Below are 26,588 nucleotides of genomic sequence, written 5' to 3' on the forward strand. Positions count from 1 at the left end.
ACGATGGAATTTAAAGATTTACCTCCTTCAATCCAGGAGATTGCAGCACACACACTTCGTCATCGTCTGAACGAACTTGAATTGGAATCGGTAACAAAAAAAGACACTGATAATATGGCTCGCAATGTGCGCGATGCGTTTACTGGGCTGTTTTCAGATACAGCTTTAAATATCCATGGCACAGAGGATACAGCAAAACAATTTGCAGAAAAAGAAGTGGAAGATCCCAGTTCAAAGAGCCAGAAACAGCCAAACAACCATGAAATTAACGAACTGCTTCTGGCAACAGGCTTCATAAATATTAACGAATATGAACGCCGTAAAAAAATGTTATCTGATTAATCCATCAAGATATCTTTTTAGCATCAGCGTTTCTACGTTATTAAAACCATCAGATTTTAACATAGCTTCGATTCGCTGATTTAAATTGCCAACTAACTGTTGATACTGAGTAGATGGAAGCATGTGTACCAGCTCCTTGAGAACACAATAACATGCACCAAGTTTTAACTCCTGCTCTGACATTTTATCCTCCATTGAGGTTACTGGTTGAGAATGGAGACCTCTCGTGACAGCGTGTGGTCGTGCGCCGGACACGGATAAGAATCCGGCACTGACAGTTTACTGAAAGGATATTTCCCTGAAAAGTCAGACCATAACGCGAAAGCGTACGGCGAGGTAGCTGGTTCATAGATAGCCTGTCGTTAAATTTTCGTCGACCGTGCGCTTCCGGTTGTGGCAATCCGCGAAATGGCGCGGCGGTAAGTATGGCGGGGTTATTCCTTCCCCCGTTGAGGACACCGGGTTGTCAGGTTGACCATACGCTTAAGTGACAACCCCGCTGCAACGCCCTCTGTTATCAATTTTCTGGTGACGTTTGGCGGTATCAGTTTTACTCCGTGACTGCTCTGCCGCCCTTTTTAAAGTGAATTTTGTGATGCGGTGAATGCGGCTGAGCGCACGCGGAACAGTTAAAGCAGTAAGGCGGTCTTTTACTGGCGTAACGAGCATCAACTAACCCGGCGTTAATTGTTAACTGGTTAACGTCACCTGGAGGCACCAGGCACTGCATCACAAAATTCATTGTTGAGGACGCGATAATGGAAACGTTATTACCAAACGTTAATACGTCTGAAGGTTGTTTTGATATTGGTGTTCTGCTCAGTAACCGGGAGTTTACTGAAGATGCCATTAATATGAGGAAATATGAGCCTTATCTGCTCAATGATAATTCCATACTTTCCCGAATTGCTCTTCTTGAACTTGGTATTTTCGGAGAGCGTCAATGACTTCAGCATTTGCACTGATGATGACGGTTTTTCTTATAACGGGTGAATCACAGAATGTGATTACCGGAATTTATGCCAGTAAAGAATCCTGCCTCCAGGCAAGAGACGAGCAAAAAATTTCTGGTGAATGCCTCCCGGTAAAAAAAGTATCGCTGTACCTGAATAACGAAACACCGGCTGGATAACCCTCCAGCCATATTAACACCATACCAACGGATTAAAAATGCCAGCAATGGCAGGGATTTGTTCACCCTTAAATCTGTAATGAGGTTTATCAATGAGCACTGATAAAGAAGAATTTGCGCTATATTGCGAAGCAAAAAATGACAAAGTCAGAAAACGTCTGGGAATTAAAGGTGGTTTTTACTGGACTACAGCAAAAAAATTATCTGTTGCCATCTCCCGCTGCATTACCGCAATGGATGACAACGATTATGATGAAGACGACTTTAAAAAACCCGTTCGCGTCCATTTACCCGTTGTGAATGACCTTCCACCTGAAGGCGTGTTTGATACCGAATTCTGCAACCGATACGAAAAAGGCGGGGAAGATGGCATTACAATGGTATTTATCGCGCCCTCTCCCTCCGTGCAGGAGAAACCAGCCAGTACTGACAATACCAACGTCAACGGCGAAGACATGACGGAGATTGAGGAGAATATGCTCCTGCCGGTTTCTGGTCAGGAGCTGCCCATTCGCTGGCTTGCGCAACACAGCAGCGAAAAACCAGTAACGCACGTTGCACGGGAAGAACTTCAGGCATTACATATAGCACGGGCGGAAGAACTGCCGGCTGTTACTGCCCTGGCCATTTCTCACAAAACAAAGCTGCTCGACCCGCTGGAGATTCGCGACCTTCACAAACTGGTACGCGACACTGACAAAGTTTTCCCTAATCCCGGTAATTCAGACCTGGGACTGATAACTGCTTTTTTCGAGGCATACCTGGACGCTGATTACACTGATCGGGGTCTGCTGACAAAAGAGTGGATGAAAGGAAATCGTGTTTCGCGTATCACCCGTACGGCTTCCGGTGCAAATGCCGGTGGCGGGAACAAAACCGATCGCAATCCGAATTTAGTACACACCTTCGATGCGCTGGATGTGGAGATTGCAGCAGCCACACTTCCGATGGATTTTAATATTTATGAAATTCCGGGCAGCGTTTATCGTCGCGCAAAAGAAATCGTCCTGAAAAAAGAAAGTCCGTTCAGGGAATGGTCCGCAGCACTTCGCGCAACCCCTGGTATCCTGGACTATTCCCGCGCAGCTATTTTTGCACTTATCCGAAGCGCCCACCCTGAGTTTTATCACTACCCGGGGCGCCTTCAGGGGTATATCAATGCCAACCTGACAGAAACTGATCACGAGAATCCCACAGCTGAAACGCTCATGGCTGCCCGGCATACACCGGAAAAAGATATCCTGGAAGAAATTAACGGCGGACTGGCTGCTGAGTGCAAAACAGAAGAAGAAAAAAATGATGAAGATAACCCGCAACCATCTGGCGCAATGGCAGATGAACAGGCAACGGCTGAAACAATGGCAGCGGATACAGTTGAACATCATCAGGACCCGCAGCCGCTGGATGACAAGTCACAGGTAAAAGTTACCGCTGACGAAGTAAACAAAATTATGCAGGCAGCCAATATCAGCCAGCCTGACGCCGATAAGTTGCTTGCTGCCTCTCGCGGAGAATTTGTTGCAGGGATTAGCGACCCGAATGATCCGAAATGGGTAAAGGGGATTGAAACCCGCGATTCTGTAAACCAGAACCAGCAAGAATCGGAACAGAACGACCAGAAAGCGGAACAAAACAGCCCAAATGCGTTACAAAACGAGCCAGAAACGAAACAACCTGAACCAGTAGTGCAACAGGAACCGGAAAAGATCTGCACCGCCTGCGGTCAGACCGGCGGCGGCAACTGCCCTGATTGTGGCGCGGTGATGGGCGACGCAACATACCAGGAAACATTCGATGAAGAGAATCAGGTTGAAGTTCAGGAAAATGATCCGAAGGAAATGGAAGGCGCTGAACATCCACACAAGGAGAATGCTGGCAGCGCTCAGGATCACGCCAGCGATAGTGAAACTGGCGAGACGGCAGATCCCTTAATTACGGTGAACGGTCATCATGTTATCACATCCACCAGCAGGACGTGTGACCATCTAATGATCGACCTTGAAACCATGGGAAAAAATCCTGATGCCCCGATCATCTCAATAGGTGCAATATTTTTCGATCCGCAAACCGGAGATATGGGACCGGAATTTAGTAAGACTATCGATCTGGAAACTGCTGGCGGGGTCATTGATCGGGACACCATTAAATGGTGGCTTAAGCAATCACGCGAAGCGCAATCTGCCATTATGACCGATGAAATCCCGTTAGATGATGCACTGTTACAATTGCGGGAATTTATCGACGAAAACTCCGGTGAATTTTTTGTTCAGGTCTGGGGAAATGGAGCCAACTTCGACAACACGATTTTGCGCCGTTCATACGAACGGCAGGGGATCCCCTGCCCGTGGCGTTACTACAACGATCGAGATGTACGCACAATCGTTGAGCTGGGGAAAGCCATAGACTTCGATGCCAGAACGGCTATTCCATTCGAAGGTGAGCGCCATAATGCACTTGATGACGCCCGTTACCAGGCAAAATACGTTTCAGTTATCTGGCAAAAACTGATCCCGAGTCAGGCTGATTTTTAATGTTCAACCGTCGCCAGTTGTCGTTGATATTCTGCAACTGGCGCGTTCCGGAGTGATAGCCATGAGCGAACAGTACCTGATAACGCTCGACGAGTGGAAACCAAAACGGTTCAGTCTCCCAATAACAAACACTACCCTGGTGAAATACGGAAAACTAGGATACATCGTTCCAAGACCACAAAAAATTCGTGGGCGTTGGCTGATAGATCGCCGAGCAGTATTTGTTGGGCCTGGTGAAACGGGAATTGCGCCGGAAATTCATACTGGCGATGATGATGCACTGAAGGAGATTTTAACTCATGTCACCGAGGCCACGAAAAAACAGCACTGACGTAGCCGGTCTTTACGAAAAGTTTGATCGCAGAACTGGCAGAGTTTACTACCAGTATAAAAATCCTGTGACTGGAAAATTTCACGGACTCGGAACAGACAAAGGTAAGGCAGAAAAAATCGCTTCCACAGCCAATCAGCGAATAGCTGCAGCAGAAGCTGAATATTTCATGCGCAAAATTGATGAAAGTCCGTCAGCAACAAAACGTCGGGGTATCAGATTAAAGGCATGGGTTGATCGATATCTGAAAATACAGGACACGCGACTGAAAAATGGAGATATTGCAGCTACAACTCACAAAGAAAAAACTCGAATGGCTGCATACCTGGTTTCCCGTCTGGGAAACCACCCATTGAAAGAACTGGAAGTAAGAGACTTTGCATTAATACTGGATGAGTGGCTGGATAAAGACATGGTCAGCACAGCGAGAGTAAATCGTGGATTATGGGTTGATATTTATAAAGAAGCACAGCATGCAGGGGAAGTTCCTCCTGGATGGAATCCTCCGGAGGCTACCCGTAAACCGATCCCTAAAGTAACCAGAGCCAGGCTCACCATGGAAGACTGGCAAAAAATTTACAATGCAACGCCTGAAAAACACTTTATCCGTAACGCAATGCTTCTTGCGATTGTTACTGGTCAGCGCCGTGATGACATTTGCCACATGCGTTTTTCAGATGTGTGGAACGAACACTTGCATATCACCCAGGGAAAAACCGGAATGCGTCTGGCGTTACCGCTTACACTACGCTGTGATGCCATTGGGATAACGTTAAAAGAAGTTATTGATGGGTGCCGAGACAGAATATTAAGTCCATATCTAATCCATAGTCGGCACCAGAAACAACCGAAGCCGATGAGTAAAGACAACCTGAGCGACTACTTTGCCAAAGCACGGGATCTGGCTGGGATAATTCCACCAGCAGGAAAAACTCCGCCAACATTTCATGAACAACGCTCTCTATCAGAACGGCTGTACCGTGCACAGGGTATCGATACAAAAACATTACTAGGACATAAAGTCCAGGCAACCACCGATCGCTATAACGATACTCGAGGTCAGGAATGGGTTAAGTTGGTTATTTGACAAACACCATATGGAATATCCGTCACCATCTCAGGAAAAAAGTGTTGTAAAATGCGTGGCCTAGTTTTGGGGAAACGTTTTGGAGAGATTTTGGAGAAAGGAAAAAATTGAATAAATTCAAAATCCTGAAAGTATCCCGCCTTATGAATAAGAAGGTGGAACTCGAATGATCGGTCGACTGCTTCGCGGCGGTTTTATGACCGCTATCTACGCGTACCTGTATATCCCAATCATTATTTTGATTGTGAACTCCTTTAACAGCTCGCGCTTTGGCATCAACTGGCAGGGTTTTACCACCAAATGGTATAGCCTGCTGATGAACAACGACAGCCTGTTACAGGCAGCGCAGCATTCACTAACAATGGCGGTGTTTTCGGCGACGTTTGCTACGCTTATCGGTTCACTGACGGCAGTTGCGCTGTACCGTTATCGCTTTCGTGGTAAGCCGTTCGTTAGCGGAATGCTGTTTGTGGTGATGATGTCACCAGATATCGTGATGGCGATTTCGCTGCTGGTGCTGTTTATGCTGCTGGGTATTCAGCTTGGCTTCTGGTCGCTGCTGTTCTCGCATATCACCTTCTGCCTGCCATTTGTGGTGGTGACAGTGTATTCGCGCCTGAAAGGTTTTGACGTGCGAATGCTGGAAGCGGCGAAAGATCTCGGTGCCAGCGAATTTACCATTCTGCGAAAAATCATTCTGCCTCTGGCAATGCCAGCGGTAGCGGCGGGCTGGGTGTTAAGCTTTACCCTGTCGATGGACGACGTGGTGGTTTCTTCGTTTGTCACCGGGCCGAGTTATGAAATTCTGCCGTTAAAAATTTATTCGATGGTCAAAGTCGGCGTATCGCCGGAAGTTAACGCGCTGGCAACCATATTACTGGTGCTGTCGCTGGTGATGGTAATTGCCAGCCAGCTTATTGCTCGTGATAAAACGAAAGGTAACACAGGGGACGTTAAATGAAAAAATGGTCACGCCACCTGCTCGCGGCGGGTGCTCTGGCACTGGGCATGAGCGCCGCTCACGCCGATGACAACAACACGCTGTATTTCTACAACTGGACCGAGTACGTGCCGCCAGGACTGCTTGAACAGTTCACCAAAGAAACCGGTATTAAGGTTATCTATTCGACTTACGAGTCGAACGAAACCATGTACGCGAAGCTGAAAACGTACAAAGACGGTGCCTATGACCTGGTGGTTCCTTCAACCTATTACGTCGATAAAATGCGTAAAGAAGGGATGATCCAGAAGATCGACAAGTCGAAGTTAAGCAATTTCAGCAACCTCGATCCAGACATGCTCAACAAGCCGTTTGACCCGAATAACGACTATTCCATTCCGTATATCTGGGGTGCAACGGCGATTGGCGTTAACGGTGATGCGGTGGATCCGAAATCTGTCACCAGCTGGGCCGATCTGTGGAAGCCTGAGTACAAAGGCAGCCTGCTGCTGACCGACGATGCCCGTGAAGTGTTCCAGATGGCGCTGCGTAAGCTGGGCTACTCCGGTAACACCACCGATCCGAAAGAGATTGAAGCTGCATACAACGAGCTGAAAAAACTGATGCCAAACGTCGCGGCGTTTAACTCCGATAACCCCGCTAACCCGTATATGGAAGGCGAAGTTAACCTCGGCATGATCTGGAACGGTTCTGCTTTCGTTGCACGCCAGGCGGGTACGCCAATTGATGTGGTATGGCCGAAAGAAGGCGGCATTTTCTGGATGGACAGCCTGGCGATCCCGGCAAATGCCAAAAACAAAGAAGGCGCGCTGAAATTGATCAACTTCCTGCTGCGCCCGGATGTGGCAAAACAGGTTGCTGAAACTATCGGTTATCCAACGCCAAACCTTGCGGCGCGTAAGCTGTTAAGTCCGGAAGTGGCGAACGATAAAACGCTCTACCCGGATGCTGAAACCATTAAAAATGGTGAATGGCAAAATGACGTAGGCTCCGCCAGCAGCATTTATGAAGAGTATTATCAGAAGCTGAAAGCAGGACGTTAATTCAGCAAGTGGGCGGTGGTATTACCGCCCGTTTTTTATTTAGCAAGGATGTGGCTAATGAGCCAGGACAGTAGAGTTTTCTTTCGTATATTCTTCGGTATCGGTCTGGTACTGATCCTCATTTCTGTTGTTATCTTTTATAACCAGTTCACCTATAGCAAAGACGCGATTCATACTGAAGGCGTCATTGTTGATACCGTCTGGCACTCCAGTCATTCTCATCGCACGGGTAAAAATGGTTCGTGGTATCCCGTCGTTGCCTTTCGACCGACGCCAGATTACACGCTAATTTTCAATTCGAGTATCGGCAGCGATTTTTATGAAGACAGCGAAGGCGATAAAGTTAATGTTTATTATTCTCCAGGACATCCTGAAAAGGCTGAGATAAATAACCCGTGGGTTAATTTTTTTAAATGGGGGTTTATCGGCATTATGGGCGTTATTTTTATCTCCGTCGGTTTATTAATCAGTATGCCCTCCTCTAAAAAGACACGCAGGAAACGGAAGTCCCGCCCATGAAAAAAATCATGATACTGCTCAGTTTACTGATGTTCCTGCCTCTGACGGCAATCAGTAAGCCCTTAATTCCAATAATGAAGACTCTTTTTACAGATGTTACCGGTACTGTACCAGATGCTGAAGAGATCGCGCATAAAGCCGAACTTTTTCGCCAACAAACCGGAGTTGCACCGTTTATTGTGGTTTTACCCGACATTAATAATGAAGCCAGTCTCAGGCAAAATGGCAAAGCGATGCTGGCGCATGCGGCATCTTCAATGAGTAATGTAAAAGGAAGTGTTCTGTTACTCTTTACTACCCGCGAGCCACGGTTAATTATGATAACCAACGGCCAGGTCGAAAGCAGTATGGACGATAAACATCTCGGCCTTCTGGTAGAAAATCACACGCTGGCTTATTTACATGCGGATCTCTGGTATCAGGGTATCAATAATGCATTGGCTGTTTTACAAGCACAGATATTAAAACAACCGACGCCACCACTGACATATTATCCGCATCCCGGACAACAGCATGAAAATGATCCACCCGGCAGTACCACGACATTAGGCCTTTTTGCCTGGGCAGTTGCATTCATCGTCTTTGCTGCATTTTTTAACTACACAACGCGCCTTTATTATGCGTTAAAATTTGCAGTGGCGATGGCTGTTGCCAATATGGGGTATCAGGCTTTATGTTTGTATATCGATAACAGCTTTGCGATTACCAGAATATCGCCACTCTGGGCAGGGCTGATTGGTGTCTGTACGTTTATTGCCGCGTTACTATGGACGAGTAAACGGTAAAAGAGGCAGTAAAGTTCGCATGTATTATGCCGGATGCGGCGCGAACGCCTTATCCGGCCCACAAAACCCGCAAATTCAATTAATTGCGCCCCTTCACAGGCCTGACAAGCGTAGCGCATCAGGCAATTTTTCCCGCTTTATAATCCCTTCAGCAACTTTTCAACAAACTCTGGCACCACCTGGCTTGCCGGACCGTAATATTTCTCGGCAAATTCATTACCAACCTGACTCGGTTCAAGATTCAGTTCCACGGTGTGCGCGCCATGCAGTTTCGCTTCGTGAACAAACCCAGCCGCCGGATAAACATGCCCCGAAGTACCAATGGCAATGAAAATATCGGCCATCGACAACGCCATATAAATTTCATCCATACCGAGTGGCATTTCGCCAAACCACACTACGTGCGGGCGCAAGGGTGCCGGGAACTGGCAACAATGGCATTTATCTTCTGGCGTAACGTCTCCGGTCCAGTCGAGGACCTGGCCACTTTGCGAACAACGTACTTTCAGCAGTTCCCCATGCATATGAATCACATTGGTATTGCCTGCGCGTTCATGCAGATTGTCGATATTCTGCGTCACCAGCAAAAAGCGATCGCCGAGAGCATCTTGCAGTTTCGCCAGCGCAAGATGTGCAGCGTTAGGCTGAATTTCTGGCTGCTGCAACTGTCGACGACGGGCGTTATAAAACGTTTGCACCAGTTCAGGATCGCGATCAAAACCTTCCGGCGTTGCCACATCTTCAACCCGATGTTCTTCCCACAGGCCATCTGCGGCGCGAAAGGTACGAATACCTGATTCCGCAGAAATCCCTGCCCCTGTCAGTACGAGTACTCTTGGTTTTTCCATTGCTTCCGGCACCACTTTATCTCTGAAAAAAATACGCTGACGCAAACGCTCGCGCAGGCGGCGTTTATTTTTACGAAAACGACTTAACCGATGACCCCGACGCGACAGCATAGCAACCTCTGTTGTTTAATCGGTTAGATGTAGGAAGGCCGCACCACGCATTCCTCCCGCATCACCGTGGCGCGCGCGTTCAATGCGCGGAACACGAGCTACAGGTAAGAGATGACGAGGCAACCTTTCCGCCAGTTGCGTTGTGATTGCCGGGAAATTCGATAAGCCACCACCAATGACGACCAGGTCAGGGTCAACAATGGTCAGGATATTTCCCAGACAAACCGCTAATAAATCCAGATAACGCTCAACGTGCGCCCTTGCCTGCTCATCGCCTTGATCATAAAGCGCAATAATTTCGGGAGCCTGCAACGGTTGATGATAATAGTGTTGATACAGCCACGCAAAACCGCGACCAGACAGATAATTTTCAATGCAGCCATACTGACCACAGCCGCAGCGGCGTAACGGGAAATCCAGCCCCATCATGGTTAACGCATCAACCGGCAGACGCATATGGCCAAACTCGCCGGTAATATAGCTTTTACCGGTAATTGGTCTACCGTTGAAAATCAGCCCGCCGCCAACGCCGGTGCCGAGAATCAACCCCATCACCAGTGGATATTGAGTAAATTCATCATCCCATGCTTCAGAAAGGGCAAAACAGTTGGCATCGTTATCAAGGCGTACATCGCGATCAAGACGTGCGCTCAGGTCGGCACGCAGCGGTTTACCGCTGGCAGCAGGGACATTGGCGGCATACAGCGTACCATCTTCTGTTTCCGGCATTCCCGGAATACCGATGCCGACAGAACCTTTACAGCCAAAACGCCGGTCAGCTTCAGCTACCAGCTCACACACTGCATCTAAAAATGCGTCATAGCTGTCACGCGGTGTCGGCACCCGCTTTTCCCACTGCAACTGCCGACCGCTATCAAACACGCCAAGCGCAATTTTTGTTCCACCAATATCAAACCCGTAATACATTGCCGCTCCTTGTTTTAATGTACTGCCTTTACTGGCCGCTAAGGACTCGCGCAGGGTCAATATTACTGGCGCGCCGCGCCGGATACCAACTTGCCAAAAGACTCAGCAACAATGCTGTGACCAGTACGTAGAAGACGTCCAGCCAGTGCAATTCCGATGGCAAGAAGTCAATAAAATAGATATCGCTGGAGAGGAACTGATGACCGATCAGCTTTTCAATCCACTCAATAATCGGGGTAAGTTTAAGTGAAACCACCACGCCGATAACCACACCACACAGGCTGCCGAACAGCCCTGCCAGCAATCCATACCAGACAAAGATGGCGCGAATTAAACCATCTTTCGCCCCCAGCGTTCTTAATACTGCGATATCGCCACTCTTGTCTTTCACCGCCATCACTAAGGTGGAGACGATGTTGAAACAGGCCACACCAATCACCAGTACCATCGCCAGATACATAATGGCGCGGATCATCTGGATATCGCGATACATATAGCCGTAAGTACCAATCCAGCTTTTAATATAAACATAGCTGTTGGTCACTTCCCCCGCATCGCGTACCAGCTTATTGGCGTTGAAAACATCCGTCATTTTAAGGGCAATACCTGACACGCTGGAACCCATATCAAGATATTGCTGAGCATCGGCCAGCGGGATCATGGCAAAACTGTGATCGAGTTGACCACTCAACTGCAAAATACCGGCAATGTGCAAACGCACACGTTTTGGCTGCATCAGTTTATGCTCGGGATTCGAATTTGGGATCATAATCGACACCCAATCGCCCTGCTTCACTTTCAGCGCATCCGCCACGCCTTTGCCGATGATAATTTGCTGTTCGCCCGCTTTAAAATTGCGCCAGGCATCCCCCTGAACAAACGAGGGTAATGCGCTCAGACGCTGTTCCTGTTGCGGGTTAACGCCCTTCACCTGGATTGCGCGCAGATTCGCGCCGCTCTCCACCAGCCCGGTGAAATTGATATACGGCGCAGCGGCGGCAATGCCCGGCACTTTCTGCACGTTATCCAGTGCTTCCTGCCAGTTGGTCCACGGCTGATCTACCGCCTCAATTTCACCGTGCGGTACTACCGCCAGAATGCGGTTATTCAGTTCGCGTTCAAAGCCGTTCATCGCGCTTAAGCCGACGATCAATACCGCCACGCCGAGGGCAATGCCAATGGTAGAAATGACGGAGATCAACGACACCATGCCGCCGCGTCGCCGTCCGCGGCTAAAACGCAGGCCAATCAATAACGATAAAGGCATCGCCATTACTCCGCCCCCATCAGGCTCAGTTCCGCCGTCAGACGTCCATCACGCATTTCCAGTTGGCGGCTCATACGTTTCGCCAGTTGCAGGTCGTGAGTAACCACCAGGAAGGCGGTGCCCTGCAAGCGATTCAATTCCCCAAGCAACTGGAAGATGCTGTCGGCGTTACGTGCATCGAGGTTACCAGTAGGTTCATCCGCCAGTACCAGCCGCGGGTTATTGACCAGCGCACGGGCAATCGCCACACGCTGGCGTTCGCCGCCAGAAAGTTCAGATGGGCGGTGATTCGCACGATGCTCCAGCCCCACCGCTTTTAACATCTCCAGCGCACGGCTGTTGATTTCAGCGGGCTTTTTCTTGCCAATCAACAGCGGCATAGCCACGTTTTCCAGGGCGGTAAAATCCGGCAGCAGGTGGTGAAACTGATAAATAAATCCCAGCTTCTGGTTGCGCAGTTCCGCTTTGGCCGCCGACGACAGTTTGCTCATCGGTTGACCGTTAAAGATCACATCGCCGGAGGTTGGCGTATCCAGCCCGCCTAACAGGTGCAGCAAGGTGCTTTTACCGGAACCAGAGCTGCCGACGATCGCCATCATTTCACCTTCGCCCACGCTGAAACTGACATTGTGCAGTACATCGGTTTGCACACTGCCTTCCTGATAGCGTTTGCACAGGTTGTCGCATTGCAACAGGATCTTATTCATAACGTAAAGCCTCAGCGGGTTGAGTGGCGGCAGCGCGCCAGGAAGGGTAAAGCGTAGACAGCAGCGCGATAGCCATCGCCACCAGCGCAATAACAATGACCTGTAAAGGCTCGATAGCGACCGGCAGCGCCGCGCCATCAAGCAGGACGCCGATTATCGGCATCAGATTATTCAACTGGCTGGCAAGCAGTGCGCCAAGCGCCGCTCCGAGGATCGCACCGATAATCCCAGCGCTGGCCCCTTGCACCATAAAGACCATCATGATTTGACGCGGAGTCAGCCCCTGAGTCTGAAGAATGGCCACTTCGCCCTGCTTCTCCATCACCATTAACCCCAGCGAGGTAATAATGTTAAACGCCGCAACGGCGACAATCAGGCTCAGCAGCAAGCCCATCATATTTTTTTCCATGCGTACGGCCTGGAACAGCTCGCCTTTACGGTCACGCCAGTCCTGCCATTTGCTGCCTTCAGGCAGTTTTTGCTGACTTAATGAGTCGACTTTCAGCGGCTCATCCAGCCACAAACGCCAGCCGGTAATATTGCCTGCCGGATAACGCATCAGACGCGAGGCATCCTCAATATTCACCAGCATTTCATAGCCATCGACTTCACTGTTGGCGGCGAAAGTGCCAATCACATTGAACAGGCGCTGACTTGGAATACGCCCCATCGGCGTGAACTGGCTAGCAGATGGCACCATCACGCGGATTTGATCACCGCGATTGACGCCCAACTGTGAGGCAAGCTGTTCACCGAGGATGACATTATATTTCCCCGGCTCGAGGTCAGTTTGTTTCACATTGACCAGATACGGCGTTAGTGGATCTTTTTGCGCCGGGTCGATACCCAGCATCACCCCGACCGCCACGCTGCGCGCGCTTTGCAGTACCACATCACCGGTAGTAATAGGTGCGACGCGATTAACGCCGTCCAGTTTGACGGCCGTTTCCGGGAGTTGCTGCGGGTTAAGAGAGCCATGCTCAGAAGAGAGAATTGCCTGTGGCATCAGGCCAAGGATGTTGTTTTGCAGCTCGCGCTCAAAGCCGTTCATCACTGACAATACTGTGACCAGCGCCATCACCCCGAGGGTAATGCCGATGGTAGAAAGCCAGGAGACGAAACGACCGAAGCGATCCGCTGCACGCCCACGCATGTAACGCAGGCCAATAAATAGAGCGACAGGTTGGTACATGAAATCCGTCTGGTTGCTGTAGCAAAGACACGAGTATATAAGCGAAAGCAGGATGGGTAAACGTCTGAACTGTAAGTGATCGTCAGGGCTAATCTGAAAAGTACCGGCAAATCAATCGGCTAAAGTGCCTCATTTTATCATCGGCCATGTGGCCTGATCTTTATCTGAAAAATAACCAAATACAGACAGATACGCATTACACCACGCGACTCGCCCCGCAGGATCAACCGCATGTTAAATAAAAAGAGCGTGTTGTCCTGATGAAACAAAAAGAGCTATGGATTAACCAGATCAAAGGGTTATGTATTTGTCTGGTGGTGATTTATCACTCGGTCATTACCTTTTATCCGCATCTGACCACTTTCCAGCATCCGTTATCAGAAGTCCTGAGCAAATGCTGGATCTATTTCAATCTTTACCTTGCACCCTTTCGTATGCCGGTTTTTTTCTTTATCTCTGGCTATTTGATTCGCCGCTATATCGACAGCGTACCGTGGGGAAATTGTCTCGATAAACGCATCTGGAACATCTTCTGGGTGCTGGCGCTTTGGGGCGTGGTGCAGTGGCTGGCGTTAAGTGCGCTGAACCAGTGGCTGGCACCTGAGCGCGATTTAAGCAATGCCTCCAATGCCGCTTATGCCGATTCCACCGGTGAGTTCCTGCACGGGATGATCACCGCCAGCACCAGCTTGTGGTATCTGTATGCGTTAATTGTCTATTTCGTGATATGTAAAATTTTTAACCGCCTGGCCCTGCCGTTATTTGTTCTGTTTGTACTGATGAGTGTGGCTGTTAATTTCGTACCCACACCGTGGTGGGGAATGAACAGTGTGATCCGCAATTTGCCTTATTACAGCCTTGGCGCATGGTTTGGCGCAACATTAATGACCTGTGTTAAAGCGGTACCGTTGCGCCGCCATCTGCTGATGGCTTCTTTGCTGACCGTTCTGGCGGTCGGTGCCTGGTTGTTTAATATCTCGCTGCTGTTGTCGCTGGTATCGATTGTGGTAATCATGAAGCTATTTTATCAGTACGAGCAGCGTTTCGGTATGCGTTCCTCCAGCCTGCTGAATGTGATTGGCTCCAACACCATTGCTATCTATACCACCCATCGCATTCTGGTAGAAATATTCAGCTTAAGCCTGATTCCGCAAATGAACGCGGTACGCTGGTCGCCGCAAGTCGAACTGACGCTCCTGCTGATTTACCCCTTTGTCAGTTTGTTGATTTGTACTGTTGCGGGCTTGCTGGTAAGAAAACTTTCACAGCGCGCATTCAGCGATCTGTTGTTCTCCCCGCCTTCTCTGCCCGCTACCGTCAGTTACTCCCGCTAAGCCATCGCCCCAGCCGGGGCGATTCAATTTGCTAAACCATGCCGATTACGGATAATGAACAGCATTGCTTATCAGAGATATGCCCTCATATGTTGAGGCATATCCTAACGAGAATCTGACAACCGTTATGCCTGAACAATATCGTTATACGCTGCCCGTCAAAGCGGGTGAGCAGCGTCTGCTGGGCGAGTTAACCGGCGCTGCCTGCGCGACGCTGGTAGCGGAAATTGCCGAACGTCACGCCGGTCCGGTGGTACTCATTGCACCAGATATGCAAAATGCTCTGCGTTTGCATGATGAAATCAGCCAGTTCACCGATCAGATGGTGATGAATCTGGCGGACTGGGAAACCCTCCCTTACGACAGTTTTTCGCCTCATCAGGACATTATCTCCTCGCGTCTTTCCACCCTTTACCAGCTACCGACCATGCAGCGTGGCGTACTGATTGTTCCGGTGAATACGCTTATGCAGCGCGTTTGCCCGCACAGCTTTCTCCACGGTCATGCGCTGGTGATGAAAAAAGGTCAGCGCCTGTCACGAGATGCATTACGAACCCAACTGGACAGCGCCGGTTATCGCCATGTTGACCAGGTGATGGAGCACGGCGAATACGCCACGCGCGGCGCGTTGCTGGATCTCTTCCCGATGGGGAGTGAGCTGCCTTATCGTCTTGATTTCTTTGATGATGAAATCGACAGCCTGCGGGTGTTTGACGTCGATAGCCAGCGCACGCTGGAGGAAGTAGAAGAGATCAATCTGCTTCCCGCGCACGAATTTCCTACCGATAAAGCGGCAATTGAACTGTTCCGCAGCCAGTGGCGTGATACCTTCGAAGTGAAGCGCGACCCGGAACATATTTATCAGCAAGTGAGTAAAGGCACATTACCTGCCGGGATCGAGTACTGGCAGCCGCTATTCTTCAGCGAACCGCTGCCGCCACTGTTCAGTTATTTCCCTGCCAATACGCTGTTGGTGAATACTGGCGATCTGGAAAACAGTGCCGAACGTTTCCAGGCTGACACGCTGGCGCGTTTTGAGAATCGCGGCGTCGACCCAATGCGCCCACTGTTGCCACCACAATCGCTCTGGCTGCGGGTGGATGAGCTCTTCTCAGAGCTGAAAAACTGGCCCCGTGTGCAGCTAAAAACTGAACATTTACCGACAAAAGCAGCGAATGCCAATTTAGGTTTCCAGAAACTGCCAGACCTGGCCATTCAGGCACAACAAAAAGCGCCGCTGGATGCGCTGCGTAAGTTCCTCGAGTCTTTCGACGGTCCGGTGGTGTTCTCGGTAGAAAGTGAAGGCCGCCGTGAAGCGTTGGGTGAACTGCTCGCGCGAATTAAAATTGCTCCGCAACGCATTATGCGTCTTGATGAAGCCAGCGACCGTGGGCGTTATCTGATGATTGGCGCTGCCGAACATGGTTTTGTCGATACGATGCGTAACCTGGCGCTGATTTGCGAAAGCGATCTGCTCGGTGAACGCGTTGCCCGTCGTCGTCAGGATTCTCGCCGCGCCATCAACCCCGATACACTGATCCGTAACCTTGCGGAGCTGCATATTGGTCAGCCGGTGGTCCATCTGGAGCACGGCGTCGGTCGTTATGCCGGAATGACCACGCTCGAAGCTGGAGGCATTACTGGCGAGTATTTGATGCTCACCTATGCCAACGACGCCAAACTGTATGTTCCGGTGTCGTCACTGCATCTGATTAGCCGTTACGCGGGTGGCGCAGAAGAAAACGCACCACTGCATAAACTTGGTGGCGATGCCTGGTCACGCGCACGGCAGAAAGCGGCGGAAAAAGTGCGTGATGTGGCGGCGGAATTGCTGGATATCTACGCGCAACGCGCCGCCAAAGAGGGCTTCGCGTTTAAACACGATCGCGAGCAGTATCAGTTATTCTGCGACAGCTTCCCGTTTGAAACCACGCCGGATCAGGCGCAGGCCATTAATGCGGTGCTTAGCGACATGTGTCAGCCGCTGGCAATGGATCGTCTGGTGTGCGGCGATGTTGGCTTTGGTAAAACAGAAGTGGCGATGCGCGCCGCTTTCCTGGCGGTAGATAACCACAAACAGGTGGCGGTGCTGGTGCCTACCACCCTTCTCGCGCAGCAGCATTACGACAACTTCCGCGACCGTTTCGCCAACTGGCCGGTACGTATCGAAATGATCTCCCGTTTCCGCAGCGCCAAAGAGCAGACGCAAATCCTTGCGGAAGTGGCGGAAGGGAAAATCGATATTCTGATCGGTACGCACAAACTGCTGCAAAGTGACGTCAAGTTTAAAGATTTAGGCCTGCTGATTGTCGATGAAGAACACCGCTTCGGGGTGCGTCATAAAGAGCGCATTAAAGCGATGCGCGCGAACGTGGATATTCTGACGCTTACCGCAACGCCGATCCCACGTACGCTGAATATGGCAATGAGCGGAATGCGCGATCTGTCGATTATCGCCACGCCGCCCGCCCGTCGTCTGGCAGTTAAAACCTTTGTCCGTGAGTATGACAGTCTGGTGGTCCGGGAGGCGATCCTGCGTGAAATTTTGCGCGGAGGACAGGTTTATTATCTCTACAATGATGTGGAAAACATCCAGAAAGCCGCCGAACGGCTGGCAGAACTGGTACCTGAAGCGCGGATTGCCATCGGTCACGGGCAAATGCGTGAGCGCGAACTGGAACGGGTGATGAATGATTTCCATCATCAACGTTTCAACGTGCTGGTTTGTACCACCATTATCGAAACCGGGATCGACATTCCTACCGCCAACACCATTATCATTGAACGCGCGGATCACTTCGGTCTGGCACAGTTGCACCAGTTGCGCGGTCGCGTCGGGCGTTCTCACCACCAGGCATATGCATGGCTACTGACGCCGCATCCAAAAGCGATGACTACCGATGCGCAAAAACGTCTTGAAGCGATTGCCTCGCTGGAAGATCTCGGTGCAGGTTTTGCGCTGGCAACGCACGATCTGGAGATCCGCGGCGCAGGTGAACTGCTTGGCGAAGAACAAAGCGGCTCAATGGAAACCATCGGTTTCTCGCTGTATATGGAGTTGCTGGAAAACGCCGTCGATGCGCTGAAAGCCGGACGCGAGCCGTCGCTGGAAGATCTCACCAGCCAGCAAACAGAAGTCGACCTGCGGATGCCGTCGCTATTGCCAGATGATTTCATCCCTGACGTGAACACGCGTCTGTCGTTCTACAAACGTATTGCCAGCGCCAAAACGGAAAACGAACTGGAAGAGATCAAAGTCGAGCTTATCGATCGCTTCGGCCTGCTGCCGGATCCGGCGCGTACCCTGCTGGATATTGCCCGTCTGCGCCAGCAAGCGCAGAAACTGGGGATCAGGAAGCTGGAAGGTAATGAGAAAGGCGGCGTGATCGAATTTGCCGAGAAGAATCACGTTAATCCAGCCTGGTTGATTGGTTTGCTGCAAAAACAGCCGCAGCATTACCGCCTTGATGGTCCGACGCGTCTGAAGTTTATTCAGGATTTGAGCGAGCGGAAAACGCGTATCGAATGGGTACGCCAGTTTATGCGTGAACTGGAAGAGAACGCGATCGCTTGATGGTAAATCGGGGGCGTCTCTGCGCCCCCATCTGCAATATTTACAAATTCTTTGCACTTCCCTGCATTATCCGACACTGTCACCCTCCATAATTCAGACTTACTTTTTTATTACAATAACCTTATATTTATTATTGACTTTGGTGATGATCAAAACGCGTTTTTCTCGCTGGCTAACGTTTTTTACGTTCGCCGCTGCCGTGGCGCTGGCGCTACCGGCAAAAGCCAACACCTGGCCGCTGCCGTCAGCGGACAGTCGTCTGGTTGGTGAAAACAAATTTCATGTGGTGGAAAATGACGGTGGTTCTCTGGAAGCGATCGCCAAAAAATATAACGTCGGCTTTCTCGCTCTGTTACAGGCTAACCCCGGCGTTGATCCTTACGTACCGCGCGCGGGTAGCGTGTTAACGATCCCGTTGCAAACCCTACTTCCAGACGCGCCGCGCGAAGGCATTGTGATCAACATTGCGGAGCTGCGTCTCTATTATTATCCGCCGGGAAAAAATTCGGTAACCGTATATCCCATCGGCATTGGTCAGTTAGGTGGTGACACGCTGACACCGACAATGGTGACCACTGTTTCTGACAAGCGTGCAAACCCAACCTGGACGCCAACGGCAAACATTCGCGCGCGGTATAAGGCACAGGGAATTGAGTTGCCTGCGGTAGTTCCGGCTGGACCGGATAACCCAATGGGCCATCATGCGATTCGTCTGGCGGCCTATGGCGGCGTTTATTTGCTTCACGGTACGAACGCTGATTTCGGCATTGGCATGCGGGTAAGTTCTGGCTGTATTCGTCTGCGGGATGACGATATCAAAACACTCTTTAGCCAGGTCACCCCAGGCACCAAAGTGAATATCATCAACACCCCGATTAAAATCTCTGCCGAACCAAACGGTGCGCGTCTGGTTGAAGTACATCAGCCGCTGTCAGAGAAGATTGATGACGATCCGCAGCTGCTGCCAATTACGCTGAATAGCGCAATGCAATCATTTAAAGATGCAGCACAAACTGACGCTGAAGTGATGCAACATGTGATGGATGTCCGTTCCGGGATGCCGGTGGATGTCCGCCGTCATCAAGTGAGCCCACAAACTCTGTAAAGCTCGGATAAAAAAATCCCCGCGACACAGCATGTCGCGGGGAAAAAATCAGCAGTAGCAGGCATTAATGAGGGTTAATGCTTATTTATAAATTACTGCTGTTCCATGGAGGGTATTCGGACCGGTTACAGAAGTAATACGGAAAGATTTTGCGCCCATCTCATCCGCTTTTTGCGCCAGCTGCTCTTCCAGCGATCCCAGATTTGTCCCCGCGTTAGCACTGATAGTACCGACTTTTTGTTGGCCTTCTGGCGTTGACTGAACTTCGACAGCCGCAAAGCTGGCAAATGACATTGAGCTTAAAATCGCCGCAGCGATGAGGGTTTTTACGTTTTTCATAATAGTGGCCTTATGCAGATGAATGACGTCGCAAGCAATTACTTAACGATCGATAACTAAATGATAGATGTGATCTGGATCACATACAAGATATTTTTTATAACAATCATTAATTAATTTAAAAATCTTTAAATTTCAGTTAAATAGAAAGCAATTATTTTTATGGTTTGTGGACTGGTGAACGGAGATGATTATTTTTATAATAACCTTTCATTCACAGTCACCAGGTACAACGGCATCATGGCAACTGACTCAACACAATGTGTAAAAAAAAGCCGCGGCCGCCCAAAAGTGTTCGACAGGGATGCCGCGCTTGATAAGGCCATGAAATTGTTCTGGCAGCACGGTTATGAAGCGACTTCTCTTGCGGACCTCGTCGAAGCGACCGGAGCCAAAGCGCCCACGCTATACGCGGAATTTACCAACAAAGAGGGGTTATTTCGCGCCGTACTCGACCGTTATATCGATCGCTTTGCCGCTAAGCATGAAGCACAGCTGTTTTGTGAAGAGAAAAGCGTGGAGTCTGCGCTGGCTGACTATTTTGCTGCCATCGCCAACTGCTTTACCAGCAAAGACACCCCGGCAGGCTGCTTCATGATCAACAACTGCACCACCCTCTCCCCGGATTCAGGAGATATCGCCAATACGCTGAAATCACGCCATGCGATGCAAGAGCGCACTTTGCAGCAGTTTTTATGTCAACGACAAGCGCGCGGGGAAATCCCGACCCACTGTGACGTGACGCATCTGGCAGAATTCCTTAATTGTATTATTCAGGGGATGTCGATCAGCGCACGCGAAGGTGCATCGCTGGAAAAACTGATGCAGATTGCCGGAACGACTTTGCGTTTATGGCCCGAACTGGTGAAATAAGTCGCAAAAAAAGCCCCTCAGCCTGAGCGAATAAGGGGCCAAATTGCAGAGTACAGCCTTGTTATACTTTGTTATTCAAAATCAGTTGCCCGTTGCTATCTAGCGGGATCTGCGTACCCGGATCGCGGTCCATGCGGATTTTGCCCTGCTGATCGCCAATCTTATAGGTCACATCATAACCGAGCATTTTTTCTGACTTGTCATACACCGTTTTACAACGCTGTTGCGTAGTCGTGTAAGTATCGCTTTCCTGGAGAGAGCCCTGGATCTGGTTACCGGCATATCCACCACCCAGCGCCCCCACAACAGTGGCGACATCTTTACCGCGACCACCACCAAACTGATGCCCTATCACGCCGCCAGCAACAGCGCCGAGCACCGACCCGGTAATGCGATTTTCATCCTGCACCGGTCGACGATGGGTCACTGTGACGTTGCGACACTCCTGACGCGGTGTTTTAACCGTTTCCTTGATTGGGGTTGCAGAAACAACCTGAGCGTATTGCGGGCCACGTTCAAACACGTTCAGACTGGCCACTGCCGCTACGCCCAGCGCAGCTGCGACACCAATCCCGATACCCGCCAACATTGACTTATTCACGGGAATACCTCCTTCTTTGCTGTTATGCCAATCATGCAAGCGAAGGAGAAAAGCAGCTATCAGACAGAAGATGAAAAGCGCGGGAATGGCTGGAAATACTTAGGGATTCGGAGGAGTCTGAAGGAATGCCTGATGCGACGCTTAACGCGTCTTATCAGGCCTACCGCTCGTACCATTTGTCCAGGGCGGATAAGGCGTTTACGCCGCATCCGCCAGTACAAGCCGATTAATGCAACTTCAAACGTGGACGGATAACGCGGTTAATACTCCCCACCAGCATCATTAATCCGGTTTTAAAGTAACCATGCAGCGCAATCTGGTGCATTCGGTACAGCGAGATGTATACAAAGCGCGCAATTCGTCCTTCAATCATCATTGAGCCGCGCGTCAGGTTACCCATCAGGCTACCGACTGTGGAAAAGTTCGACAGCGATACCAGCGAACCGTGATCTTTATACTGATAATTTTTCAGCGGCTTACCGTTCATCTGCGCCAGAATGTTGTTCATTGCACAGGTTGCCATCTGATGTGCGGCCTGAGCGCGCGGCGGAACAAAGCCCCCTTCCGGACGCGGGCATGACGCGCAGTCGCCAATAGCGTATATGTCTGGATCGCGAGTGGTTTGCAGCGTCGGTTCCACCACCAGCTGGTTGATACGGTTGGTTTCAAGACCACCGATATCTTTCAGGAAGTCAGGCGCTTTGATCCCGGCTGCCCACACCATCAGATCAGCCTCAATATATTCGCCATCTTTAGTGTGCAGGCCGCCTTCATCAGCACTGGTGACCATGGTTTGCGTCAGCACGCGAACGCCAAGTTTCGTTAACTCACTATGGGCCGCAGCAGAGATACGTGGCGGCAATGCAGGCAAAATACGTTCGCCCGCTTCTACCAGCGTTACGTTCAGGGCTTCGTTGGTCAGACCTTTATAACCGTAACTGTGCAGTTGCTTGACCGCGTTGTGCAATTCAGCGGAGAGTTCTACACCCGTCGCGCCGCCGCCGACAATCGCAATGTTTACTTTGCCATTCGCGCCCAGGTTGGCGGAGTATTTCAGGAACAGATTCAGCATCTCCTGGTGGAAGCGACGCGCCTGGTGCGGGTTATCGAGGAAAATGCAGTTCTCTTTGACACCTGGTGTATTGAAATCGTTAGAGGTGCTACCCAGCGCCATTACCAGGGTGTCATAGGCGATTTTACGTTCCGGAACCAGCAGTTCACCTTTCTCGTCGCGCAGTTCTGCAATAGTGATTGTTTTCGCTTCACGATCAATATCAATTACGGAACCCAGCTGGAACTGGAAACCATGATTGCGCGCATGGGCCAGATAGCTCAACGCATCGACGCCTTCATCAAGCGAGCCAGTCGCCACTTCGTGCAGCAGCGGTTTCCACAGGTGGCTGTGGTTACGATCGACCAGCGTAATTTTGGCTTTTTTCTTGCGTCCCAGCTTATGCCCCAGCTGTGTTGCCATTTCCAGCCCACCAGCACCGCCGCCGACAATCACAATTTTTTTCAATGGCGTAGTCAACGTGACCCCCTTAAATTTATTAACCAATTGTTAATTAATGGTTATTAACATAGCTCTTAATTAACAACAGGTTACAGCAATGAAAATGTTCTTCGCTATTGAGAATAACATGAATGGTGCATTGGTCATACCAAAATTGATGTTAATCAAGTTTTGTTGCTGAAAAGATAGGCGACTTTACCGGGTGAGATCAAAAAACAGAGTTTGTTGTTTATTATTTGAGCTGATTTGTGAGAGTGATATAGAGTGAGGTGTGTATGGAGGGCATTCGGTAGGCCTGATAAGAGGCGCATCAGGCATTGATGCTCGACTGTCGGATGCGGCGGAACGCCTTATCCAACCCACAGAATCCGGAGCGCATCAGGTACCGGCAAGGTTACCTGATGCGACGAGGGCATTTACCCGAGGGTTTTGAACGCTTTAATGCGCTGTAAATGCGGGGAGATATTCTTGAATTTGTGCGTCTGCTCTTCGTCCCAGACAATCTCGTAATAATGATGCAACTCTTCAGATGTCCGCTGGCTGTTAAGCGCTTCATCATTACGCGACAAAATCACCAGGCAACGATCGCGATTCTTCTCACGGAAGTTGGTCACACACTTAGTGGCAATATCGGCATACTCTTCCGGGCGATCAATCTTCCCTTCCATGTTCTCATAAGGGAACAAATTGGGGTTGAAGATCACCTGGCGGATATCACAGAGAAAACCAATCCGCTCAGCCCAATAACCGCCCAGACCAACACCACAAATGAGCGGGCGCTCGTCGACGTTCAGTTGCAACATTTTGTCCACTTCTTTGAGCAAATGCTGCATATCATGTTTCGGATGCCGCGTACTGTAGCTTATTAGCCGTACATCCGGGTCAATAAACTGCAATTGTAAGACTTTCTCGTGGTTACCCGGACTGTTAGAGTCAAAACCGTGCAAATAGATAATCATCGCTTCCTCACATAAGCCAGGGTTAATGACCTGCCTTCTCTTCCTGCCAGCGTTCATGTAACTGATTCAGACGGGCGCTGATCGCTTTCCAGCGAGCCGAGTCCATCAGTTCCTGTCGCGAAAATGAACCTTTATGATACAAACGTGTAACACGTTCTGCCTTGATCGGTGACAGATTATCTAACACGCTGACGGCCCCTTTACGATTATTGCAGACCAGGATCATATCGCAACCTGCATCCAGTGATGCCTGTCCACGCTCGGCATAACTGCCCATAATCGCTGCGCCTTCCATCGATAAATCGTCAGAGAAAATCACGCCGTCAAAACCCAATTCCTGACGCAAAACGGCTTTCAGCCAGTAGGGAGAAGCGCTCGCCGGACGCGGATCAACATCACTGTAGATCACATGCGCAGGCATAATGGCGTCGAGTTTATTTTCGCGGATTAAGGAACTGAAGACCGACATATCTTTAGCGCGAATCTCCGCTTGCGGACGTGGGTCGCACGGTGTTTCTTTGTGTGAGTCTGCCGTTACTGCACCGTGACCTGGGAAGTGTTTCCCGGTAGTTTTCATTCCCGCTTCATGCATACCATCAATAAAACGGCTGGCAATTGCCAGAGCTTTTTGTGGATCGGCATGATAAGAACGCTCGCCAATCGCCGCGCTGATATGCCCGACGTCCAGCACTGGCGCAAAGCTGATATCAATATCCATAGCAATCATTTCGCTGGCCATCAACCAACCTGCCTCTTGCCCCAGTTTTCCGCCTTCTTCCATTCCCAACAGCGCAGCGAATGATTGTGCCGCTGGCAAGCGGGTAAAACCTTCACGAAAACGCTGCACGCGTCCACCTTCCTGATCTACCGCCACCACCAGATGATTGCGCGATGCTGCGCGGATCTGGCGCACCAGTTCACGTAACTGGGCAGGATCATGATAGTTTCGCGTAAAGAGAATCAGCCCTCCCACCAGCGGATGCGCCAGTATTTCACGCTCTTCCGCGTCCAGTTCGTAACCTTCGACATCCAACATTACTGGACCCACACTGCTCTCCTTATTGTTTTATTAATAGCTGCCGCCAGGTGTCATCGGCCAGCCTGATAAATTGTTGATCGCCGGTTTGTCGCCAGCGGTACTCAAACCACCCTGCTTTGAGCATCAGCAGCCAGGGAAACCATCGCCTGACCTGACGCCATAATTGCGCCGGATAAATCTTCGCGCGAGTGGCATAGTCATTGACCAATTGCCGATGCTGGTCAGTATTTTCCACCCACACCGCCGCCAGTTCCAGCGCGATATCACCATCTCCGGCATACTCCCAGTCGATGAGTTTTAACCCTGACGCGCTATGCACTAAATTTCCGGCGTGGACATCCATATGCAATGGACTTAAGCGTAAAAGCCGTGGTTCCCGCGCTTTGCGCAGACGTTTTAACATTCGCAGCCAACCCACTGTCCGCCGCGCCGGATCGCTTTGCTGCCAGTACAGTTCCAGTAACGGCAACAGCGTTATTCGCCAGCCAAAACGCGGTTGTTGATGTAGATAATACAGCAAGCCTGCCAGTTCGTTGGTATCCGGCAAATACGTTTTTACCTCGCCGGGCAGATAGTCAACCACCATCCAGTCACGGAGATATAAATGCGGCTTCGGTGCAATGCATGCGGGTAGTTGTGATAAAGCCCGATACTGTCGCAAGAACGCGGACTGCGGCGCATCAGGATCGTGCGGCTGACGCACAACAAAACGCTGGCCCTGATGTTCAATGAGAAAACTCCCGCCACTAAGCCCACTATTAAACGTCGTGACGGGATGAAACTGCGGGAAAAAGCGCGACAGCAATTCGTCGCGCGTGAGGGGATTATTGCTGCGAAACGGCACCTTTACCTGACCAGATAATTTCGCCCGTCTGCACCAGCATCAGCTGCATTTGTAGGGTCGGAGCGTTAACGTTGCCAGAGGCGCTGGAGTACAGCACGTAATGAGCGCCAACATTGCGGGCAATGCCTATGGCTTTACTACGGGTGCCTAAACTGTCCTGCGGCGATAAACCTAATTGTTGCTTAGCCATCGACAGCTGCTGGGCGGAAACCAGGGTAAATTTACCGTTATTAGCCAGCGCATTTCGCAGCGTTTCGGTCGCTTCTGCGGCATTCAACGAACCGTTAGTACGGTTGTTAACGCTATCAACCAGCAGGACGCTACCCGCAGTCACGCCGTCAGCCCCAAGCATCTTACTGACCATCGGCTGCATTGCGCCATTCCAGTCATAATGGCGAATATGCGGCGCAAGCGGTGCAGTTTGATCTTCGTGCTCAATTGGGCCTGGCTGCTGCGGTATCGTCGGCACCGATGGCACTGTGGGGACAGGCTGTTGTGGCTCAGCAGGTTGTTCCGGCGCTGGTTTCACTTCTTCTACCGGTGCAGGTTCACGTTGCCCCACACACCCGGCAAGAAACATCGCCAGCGCGGTAATCAAGGCGTAGCGACTCATTTTTGTCATCA

Annotated in this window: 26 protein-coding genes and 1 pseudogene; 14 read left to right on the forward strand and 13 right to left on the reverse strand. The window is 50.4% G+C overall.

Annotated elements, in window-relative coordinates; genetic code table 11:
* Positions 1 to 3: 3 nt before the first annotated feature.
* A pseudogene (locus tag HBM92_RS25860) lies at positions 4 to 154 on the forward strand (hypothetical protein); the annotation flags it as partial.
* Positions 155 to 330: 176 nt separating this feature from the next.
* Here the strand turns inward: HBM92_RS25860 and HBM92_RS14470 are convergent.
* Complete coding sequence (locus HBM92_RS14470) at positions 331 to 525, reverse strand: hypothetical protein (RefSeq protein ID WP_001295058.1); 195 nt, start codon at positions 523 to 525, stop codon at positions 331 to 333.
* A 575-nt stretch (positions 526 to 1,100) separates the two neighbouring features.
* On the opposite strand from HBM92_RS14470, the gene dicB reads away from it, so the two are divergent.
* The 9 genes from dicB to HBM92_RS14515 all read left to right on the forward strand — a co-directional run bounded on the left by dicB (position 1,101) and on the right by HBM92_RS14515 (position 8,731).
* Positions 1,101 to 1,289 (forward strand): cell division inhibition protein DicB, encoded by a 189-nt coding sequence (gene dicB, locus HBM92_RS14475; RefSeq protein ID WP_000449175.1) that lies wholly within the window; start codon positions 1,101 to 1,103, stop codon positions 1,287 to 1,289.
* Positions 1,286 to 1,474, forward strand: a complete 189-nt coding sequence (locus HBM92_RS14480) for a DUF1482 family protein (RefSeq protein WP_000199475.1) — start codon at positions 1,286 to 1,288, stop codon at positions 1,472 to 1,474. Before dicB ends, HBM92_RS14480 begins: the two co-directional genes overlap by 4 nt.
* 92 nt (positions 1,475 to 1,566) lie before the next feature.
* Positions 1,567 to 4,005, forward strand: coding sequence for an exonuclease (locus HBM92_RS14485; protein WP_000102132.1), 2,439 nt, complete (start codon positions 1,567 to 1,569; stop codon positions 4,003 to 4,005).
* 61 nt (positions 4,006 to 4,066) lie between these two features.
* Positions 4,067 to 4,336 carry an excisionase gene (locus HBM92_RS14490; protein ID WP_000003742.1) on the forward strand — a complete coding sequence of 90 codons (270 nt, stop codon included), beginning with the start codon at positions 4,067 to 4,069 and terminating at the stop codon, positions 4,334 to 4,336.
* Positions 4,305 to 5,423 (forward strand): phage integrase Arm DNA-binding domain-containing protein, encoded by a 1,119-nt coding sequence (locus HBM92_RS14495; protein WP_000074983.1) that lies wholly within the window; start codon positions 4,305 to 4,307, stop codon positions 5,421 to 5,423. Before HBM92_RS14490 ends, HBM92_RS14495 begins: the two co-directional genes overlap by 32 nt.
* 166 nt (positions 5,424 to 5,589) lie before the next feature.
* Positions 5,590 to 6,384 (forward strand): spermidine/putrescine ABC transporter permease PotC, encoded by a 795-nt coding sequence (potC, locus tag HBM92_RS14500; RefSeq protein ID WP_000580316.1) that lies wholly within the window; start codon positions 5,590 to 5,592, stop codon positions 6,382 to 6,384.
* Positions 6,381 to 7,427, forward strand: coding sequence for a spermidine/putrescine ABC transporter substrate-binding protein PotD (gene potD / locus HBM92_RS14505; RefSeq protein WP_000759310.1), 1,047 nt, complete (start codon positions 6,381 to 6,383; stop codon positions 7,425 to 7,427). Before potC ends, potD begins: the two co-directional genes overlap by 4 nt.
* A gap of 57 nt (positions 7,428 to 7,484) precedes the next feature.
* Positions 7,485 to 7,946: a DUF3592 domain-containing protein gene (locus HBM92_RS14510; RefSeq protein ID WP_001443234.1), complete on the forward strand. Its 462-nt coding sequence runs from the start codon at positions 7,485 to 7,487 to the stop codon at positions 7,944 to 7,946.
* Complete coding sequence (locus HBM92_RS14515) at positions 7,943 to 8,731, forward strand: TPM domain-containing protein (protein ID WP_000723290.1); 789 nt, start codon at positions 7,943 to 7,945, stop codon at positions 8,729 to 8,731. Before HBM92_RS14510 ends, HBM92_RS14515 begins: the two co-directional genes overlap by 4 nt.
* A gap of 137 nt (positions 8,732 to 8,868) precedes the next feature.
* Here the strand turns inward: HBM92_RS14515 and cobB are convergent, their stop codons facing one another.
* The 5 genes from cobB to lolC are packed head-to-tail and all read right to left on the reverse strand — an operon-like array spanning position 8,869 to position 13,783.
* Positions 8,869 to 9,690, reverse strand: a complete 822-nt coding sequence (gene cobB, locus HBM92_RS14520; RefSeq protein WP_000952746.1) for a Sir2 family NAD+-dependent deacetylase — start codon at positions 9,688 to 9,690, stop codon at positions 8,869 to 8,871.
* Positions 9,691 to 9,705: 15 nt separating this feature from the next.
* The gene (nagK, locus tag HBM92_RS14525) at positions 9,706 to 10,617 is read right to left on the reverse strand and encodes an N-acetylglucosamine kinase (protein WP_000291305.1); all 912 of its coding nucleotides are present in this window, start codon (positions 10,615 to 10,617) and stop codon (positions 9,706 to 9,708) included.
* A 28-nt stretch (positions 10,618 to 10,645) separates the two neighbouring features.
* Positions 10,646 to 11,890 carry a lipoprotein-releasing ABC transporter permease subunit LolE gene (lolE, locus tag HBM92_RS14530; protein ID WP_001251365.1) on the reverse strand — a complete coding sequence of 415 codons (1,245 nt, stop codon included), beginning with the start codon at positions 11,888 to 11,890 and terminating at the stop codon, positions 10,646 to 10,648.
* Positions 11,890 to 12,591, reverse strand: a complete 702-nt coding sequence (gene lolD / locus HBM92_RS14535) for a lipoprotein-releasing ABC transporter ATP-binding protein LolD (protein WP_001033695.1) — start codon at positions 12,589 to 12,591, stop codon at positions 11,890 to 11,892. Before lolD ends, lolE begins: the two co-directional genes overlap by 1 nt.
* Positions 12,584 to 13,783, reverse strand: a complete 1,200-nt coding sequence (lolC, locus tag HBM92_RS14540; protein ID WP_000284714.1) for a lipoprotein-releasing ABC transporter permease subunit LolC — start codon at positions 13,781 to 13,783, stop codon at positions 12,584 to 12,586. Before lolC ends, lolD begins: the two co-directional genes overlap by 8 nt.
* Positions 13,784 to 14,043: 260 nt before the next feature.
* Here lolC and HBM92_RS14545 point away from each other — a divergent pair, with 260 nt between their 5' ends.
* The 3 genes from HBM92_RS14545 to ldtC all read left to right on the forward strand — a co-directional run bounded on the left by HBM92_RS14545 (position 14,044) and on the right by ldtC (position 19,796).
* Positions 14,044 to 15,117 (forward strand): acyltransferase family protein, encoded by a 1,074-nt coding sequence (locus tag HBM92_RS14545; RefSeq protein WP_000810242.1) that lies wholly within the window; start codon positions 14,044 to 14,046, stop codon positions 15,115 to 15,117.
* 127 nt (positions 15,118 to 15,244) lie between these two features.
* The gene (gene mfd, locus HBM92_RS14550) at positions 15,245 to 18,691 is read left to right on the forward strand and encodes a transcription-repair coupling factor (RefSeq protein ID WP_001443233.1); all 3,447 of its coding nucleotides are present in this window, start codon (positions 15,245 to 15,247) and stop codon (positions 18,689 to 18,691) included.
* A 142-nt stretch (positions 18,692 to 18,833) separates the two neighbouring features.
* Positions 18,834 to 19,796: a L,D-transpeptidase LdtC gene (ldtC, locus tag HBM92_RS14555; protein WP_016265943.1), complete on the forward strand. Its 963-nt coding sequence runs from the start codon at positions 18,834 to 18,836 to the stop codon at positions 19,794 to 19,796.
* Between the two features lie 81 nt (positions 19,797 to 19,877).
* Here the strand turns inward: ldtC and bhsA are convergent, their stop codons facing one another.
* Positions 19,878 to 20,135 (reverse strand): multiple stress resistance protein BhsA, encoded by a 258-nt coding sequence (gene bhsA / locus HBM92_RS14560; protein ID WP_000800153.1) that lies wholly within the window; start codon positions 20,133 to 20,135, stop codon positions 19,878 to 19,880.
* A gap of 240 nt (positions 20,136 to 20,375) precedes the next feature.
* On the opposite strand from bhsA, the gene comR reads away from it, so the two are divergent.
* On the forward strand, positions 20,376 to 21,008 hold the full coding sequence (comR, locus tag HBM92_RS14565; RefSeq protein WP_000179805.1) for a TetR family copper-responsive transcriptional repressor ComR: 633 nt from the start codon (positions 20,376 to 20,378) through the stop codon (positions 21,006 to 21,008).
* Between the two features lie 61 nt (positions 21,009 to 21,069).
* On the opposite strand, the gene HBM92_RS14570 is transcribed toward comR, so the two are convergent.
* From HBM92_RS14570 to lpoB, 6 genes are all read right to left on the reverse strand, one after another.
* Positions 21,070 to 21,609, reverse strand: coding sequence for a glycine zipper 2TM domain-containing protein (locus HBM92_RS14570; protein ID WP_001043459.1), 540 nt, complete (start codon positions 21,607 to 21,609; stop codon positions 21,070 to 21,072).
* Between the two features lie 226 nt (positions 21,610 to 21,835).
* Positions 21,836 to 23,140 (reverse strand): NADH-quinone dehydrogenase, encoded by a 1,305-nt coding sequence (gene ndh, locus HBM92_RS14575; protein WP_001295966.1) that lies wholly within the window; start codon positions 23,138 to 23,140, stop codon positions 21,836 to 21,838.
* Positions 23,141 to 23,538: 398 nt separating this feature from the next.
* A complete protein-coding gene (gene ycfP, locus HBM92_RS14580; protein WP_000587933.1) occupies positions 23,539 to 24,081 on the reverse strand; it encodes an alpha/beta hydrolase YcfP in 543 nt (180 codons plus the stop codon).
* 22 nt (positions 24,082 to 24,103) lie between these two features.
* The gene (gene nagZ / locus HBM92_RS14585) at positions 24,104 to 25,129 is read right to left on the reverse strand and encodes a beta-N-acetylhexosaminidase (RefSeq protein ID WP_000529307.1); all 1,026 of its coding nucleotides are present in this window, start codon (positions 25,127 to 25,129) and stop codon (positions 24,104 to 24,106) included.
* Positions 25,130 to 25,139: 10 nt separating this feature from the next.
* Positions 25,140 to 25,964 carry a thiamine kinase gene (thiK, locus tag HBM92_RS14590; protein ID WP_001116601.1) on the reverse strand — a complete coding sequence of 275 codons (825 nt, stop codon included), beginning with the start codon at positions 25,962 to 25,964 and terminating at the stop codon, positions 25,140 to 25,142.
* On the reverse strand, positions 25,945 to 26,586 hold the full coding sequence (gene lpoB / locus HBM92_RS14595) for a penicillin-binding protein activator LpoB (RefSeq protein ID WP_001327229.1): 642 nt from the start codon (positions 26,584 to 26,586) through the stop codon (positions 25,945 to 25,947). The genes thiK and lpoB overlap by 20 nt, the downstream gene beginning before the upstream one ends.
* Positions 26,587 to 26,588 lie beyond the last annotated feature (2 nt).

This window comes from Escherichia sp. E.sYA108 (assembly GCF_011754335.1).
Classification (GTDB): Bacteria; Pseudomonadota; Gammaproteobacteria; order Enterobacterales; family Enterobacteriaceae; genus Escherichia; species Escherichia coli.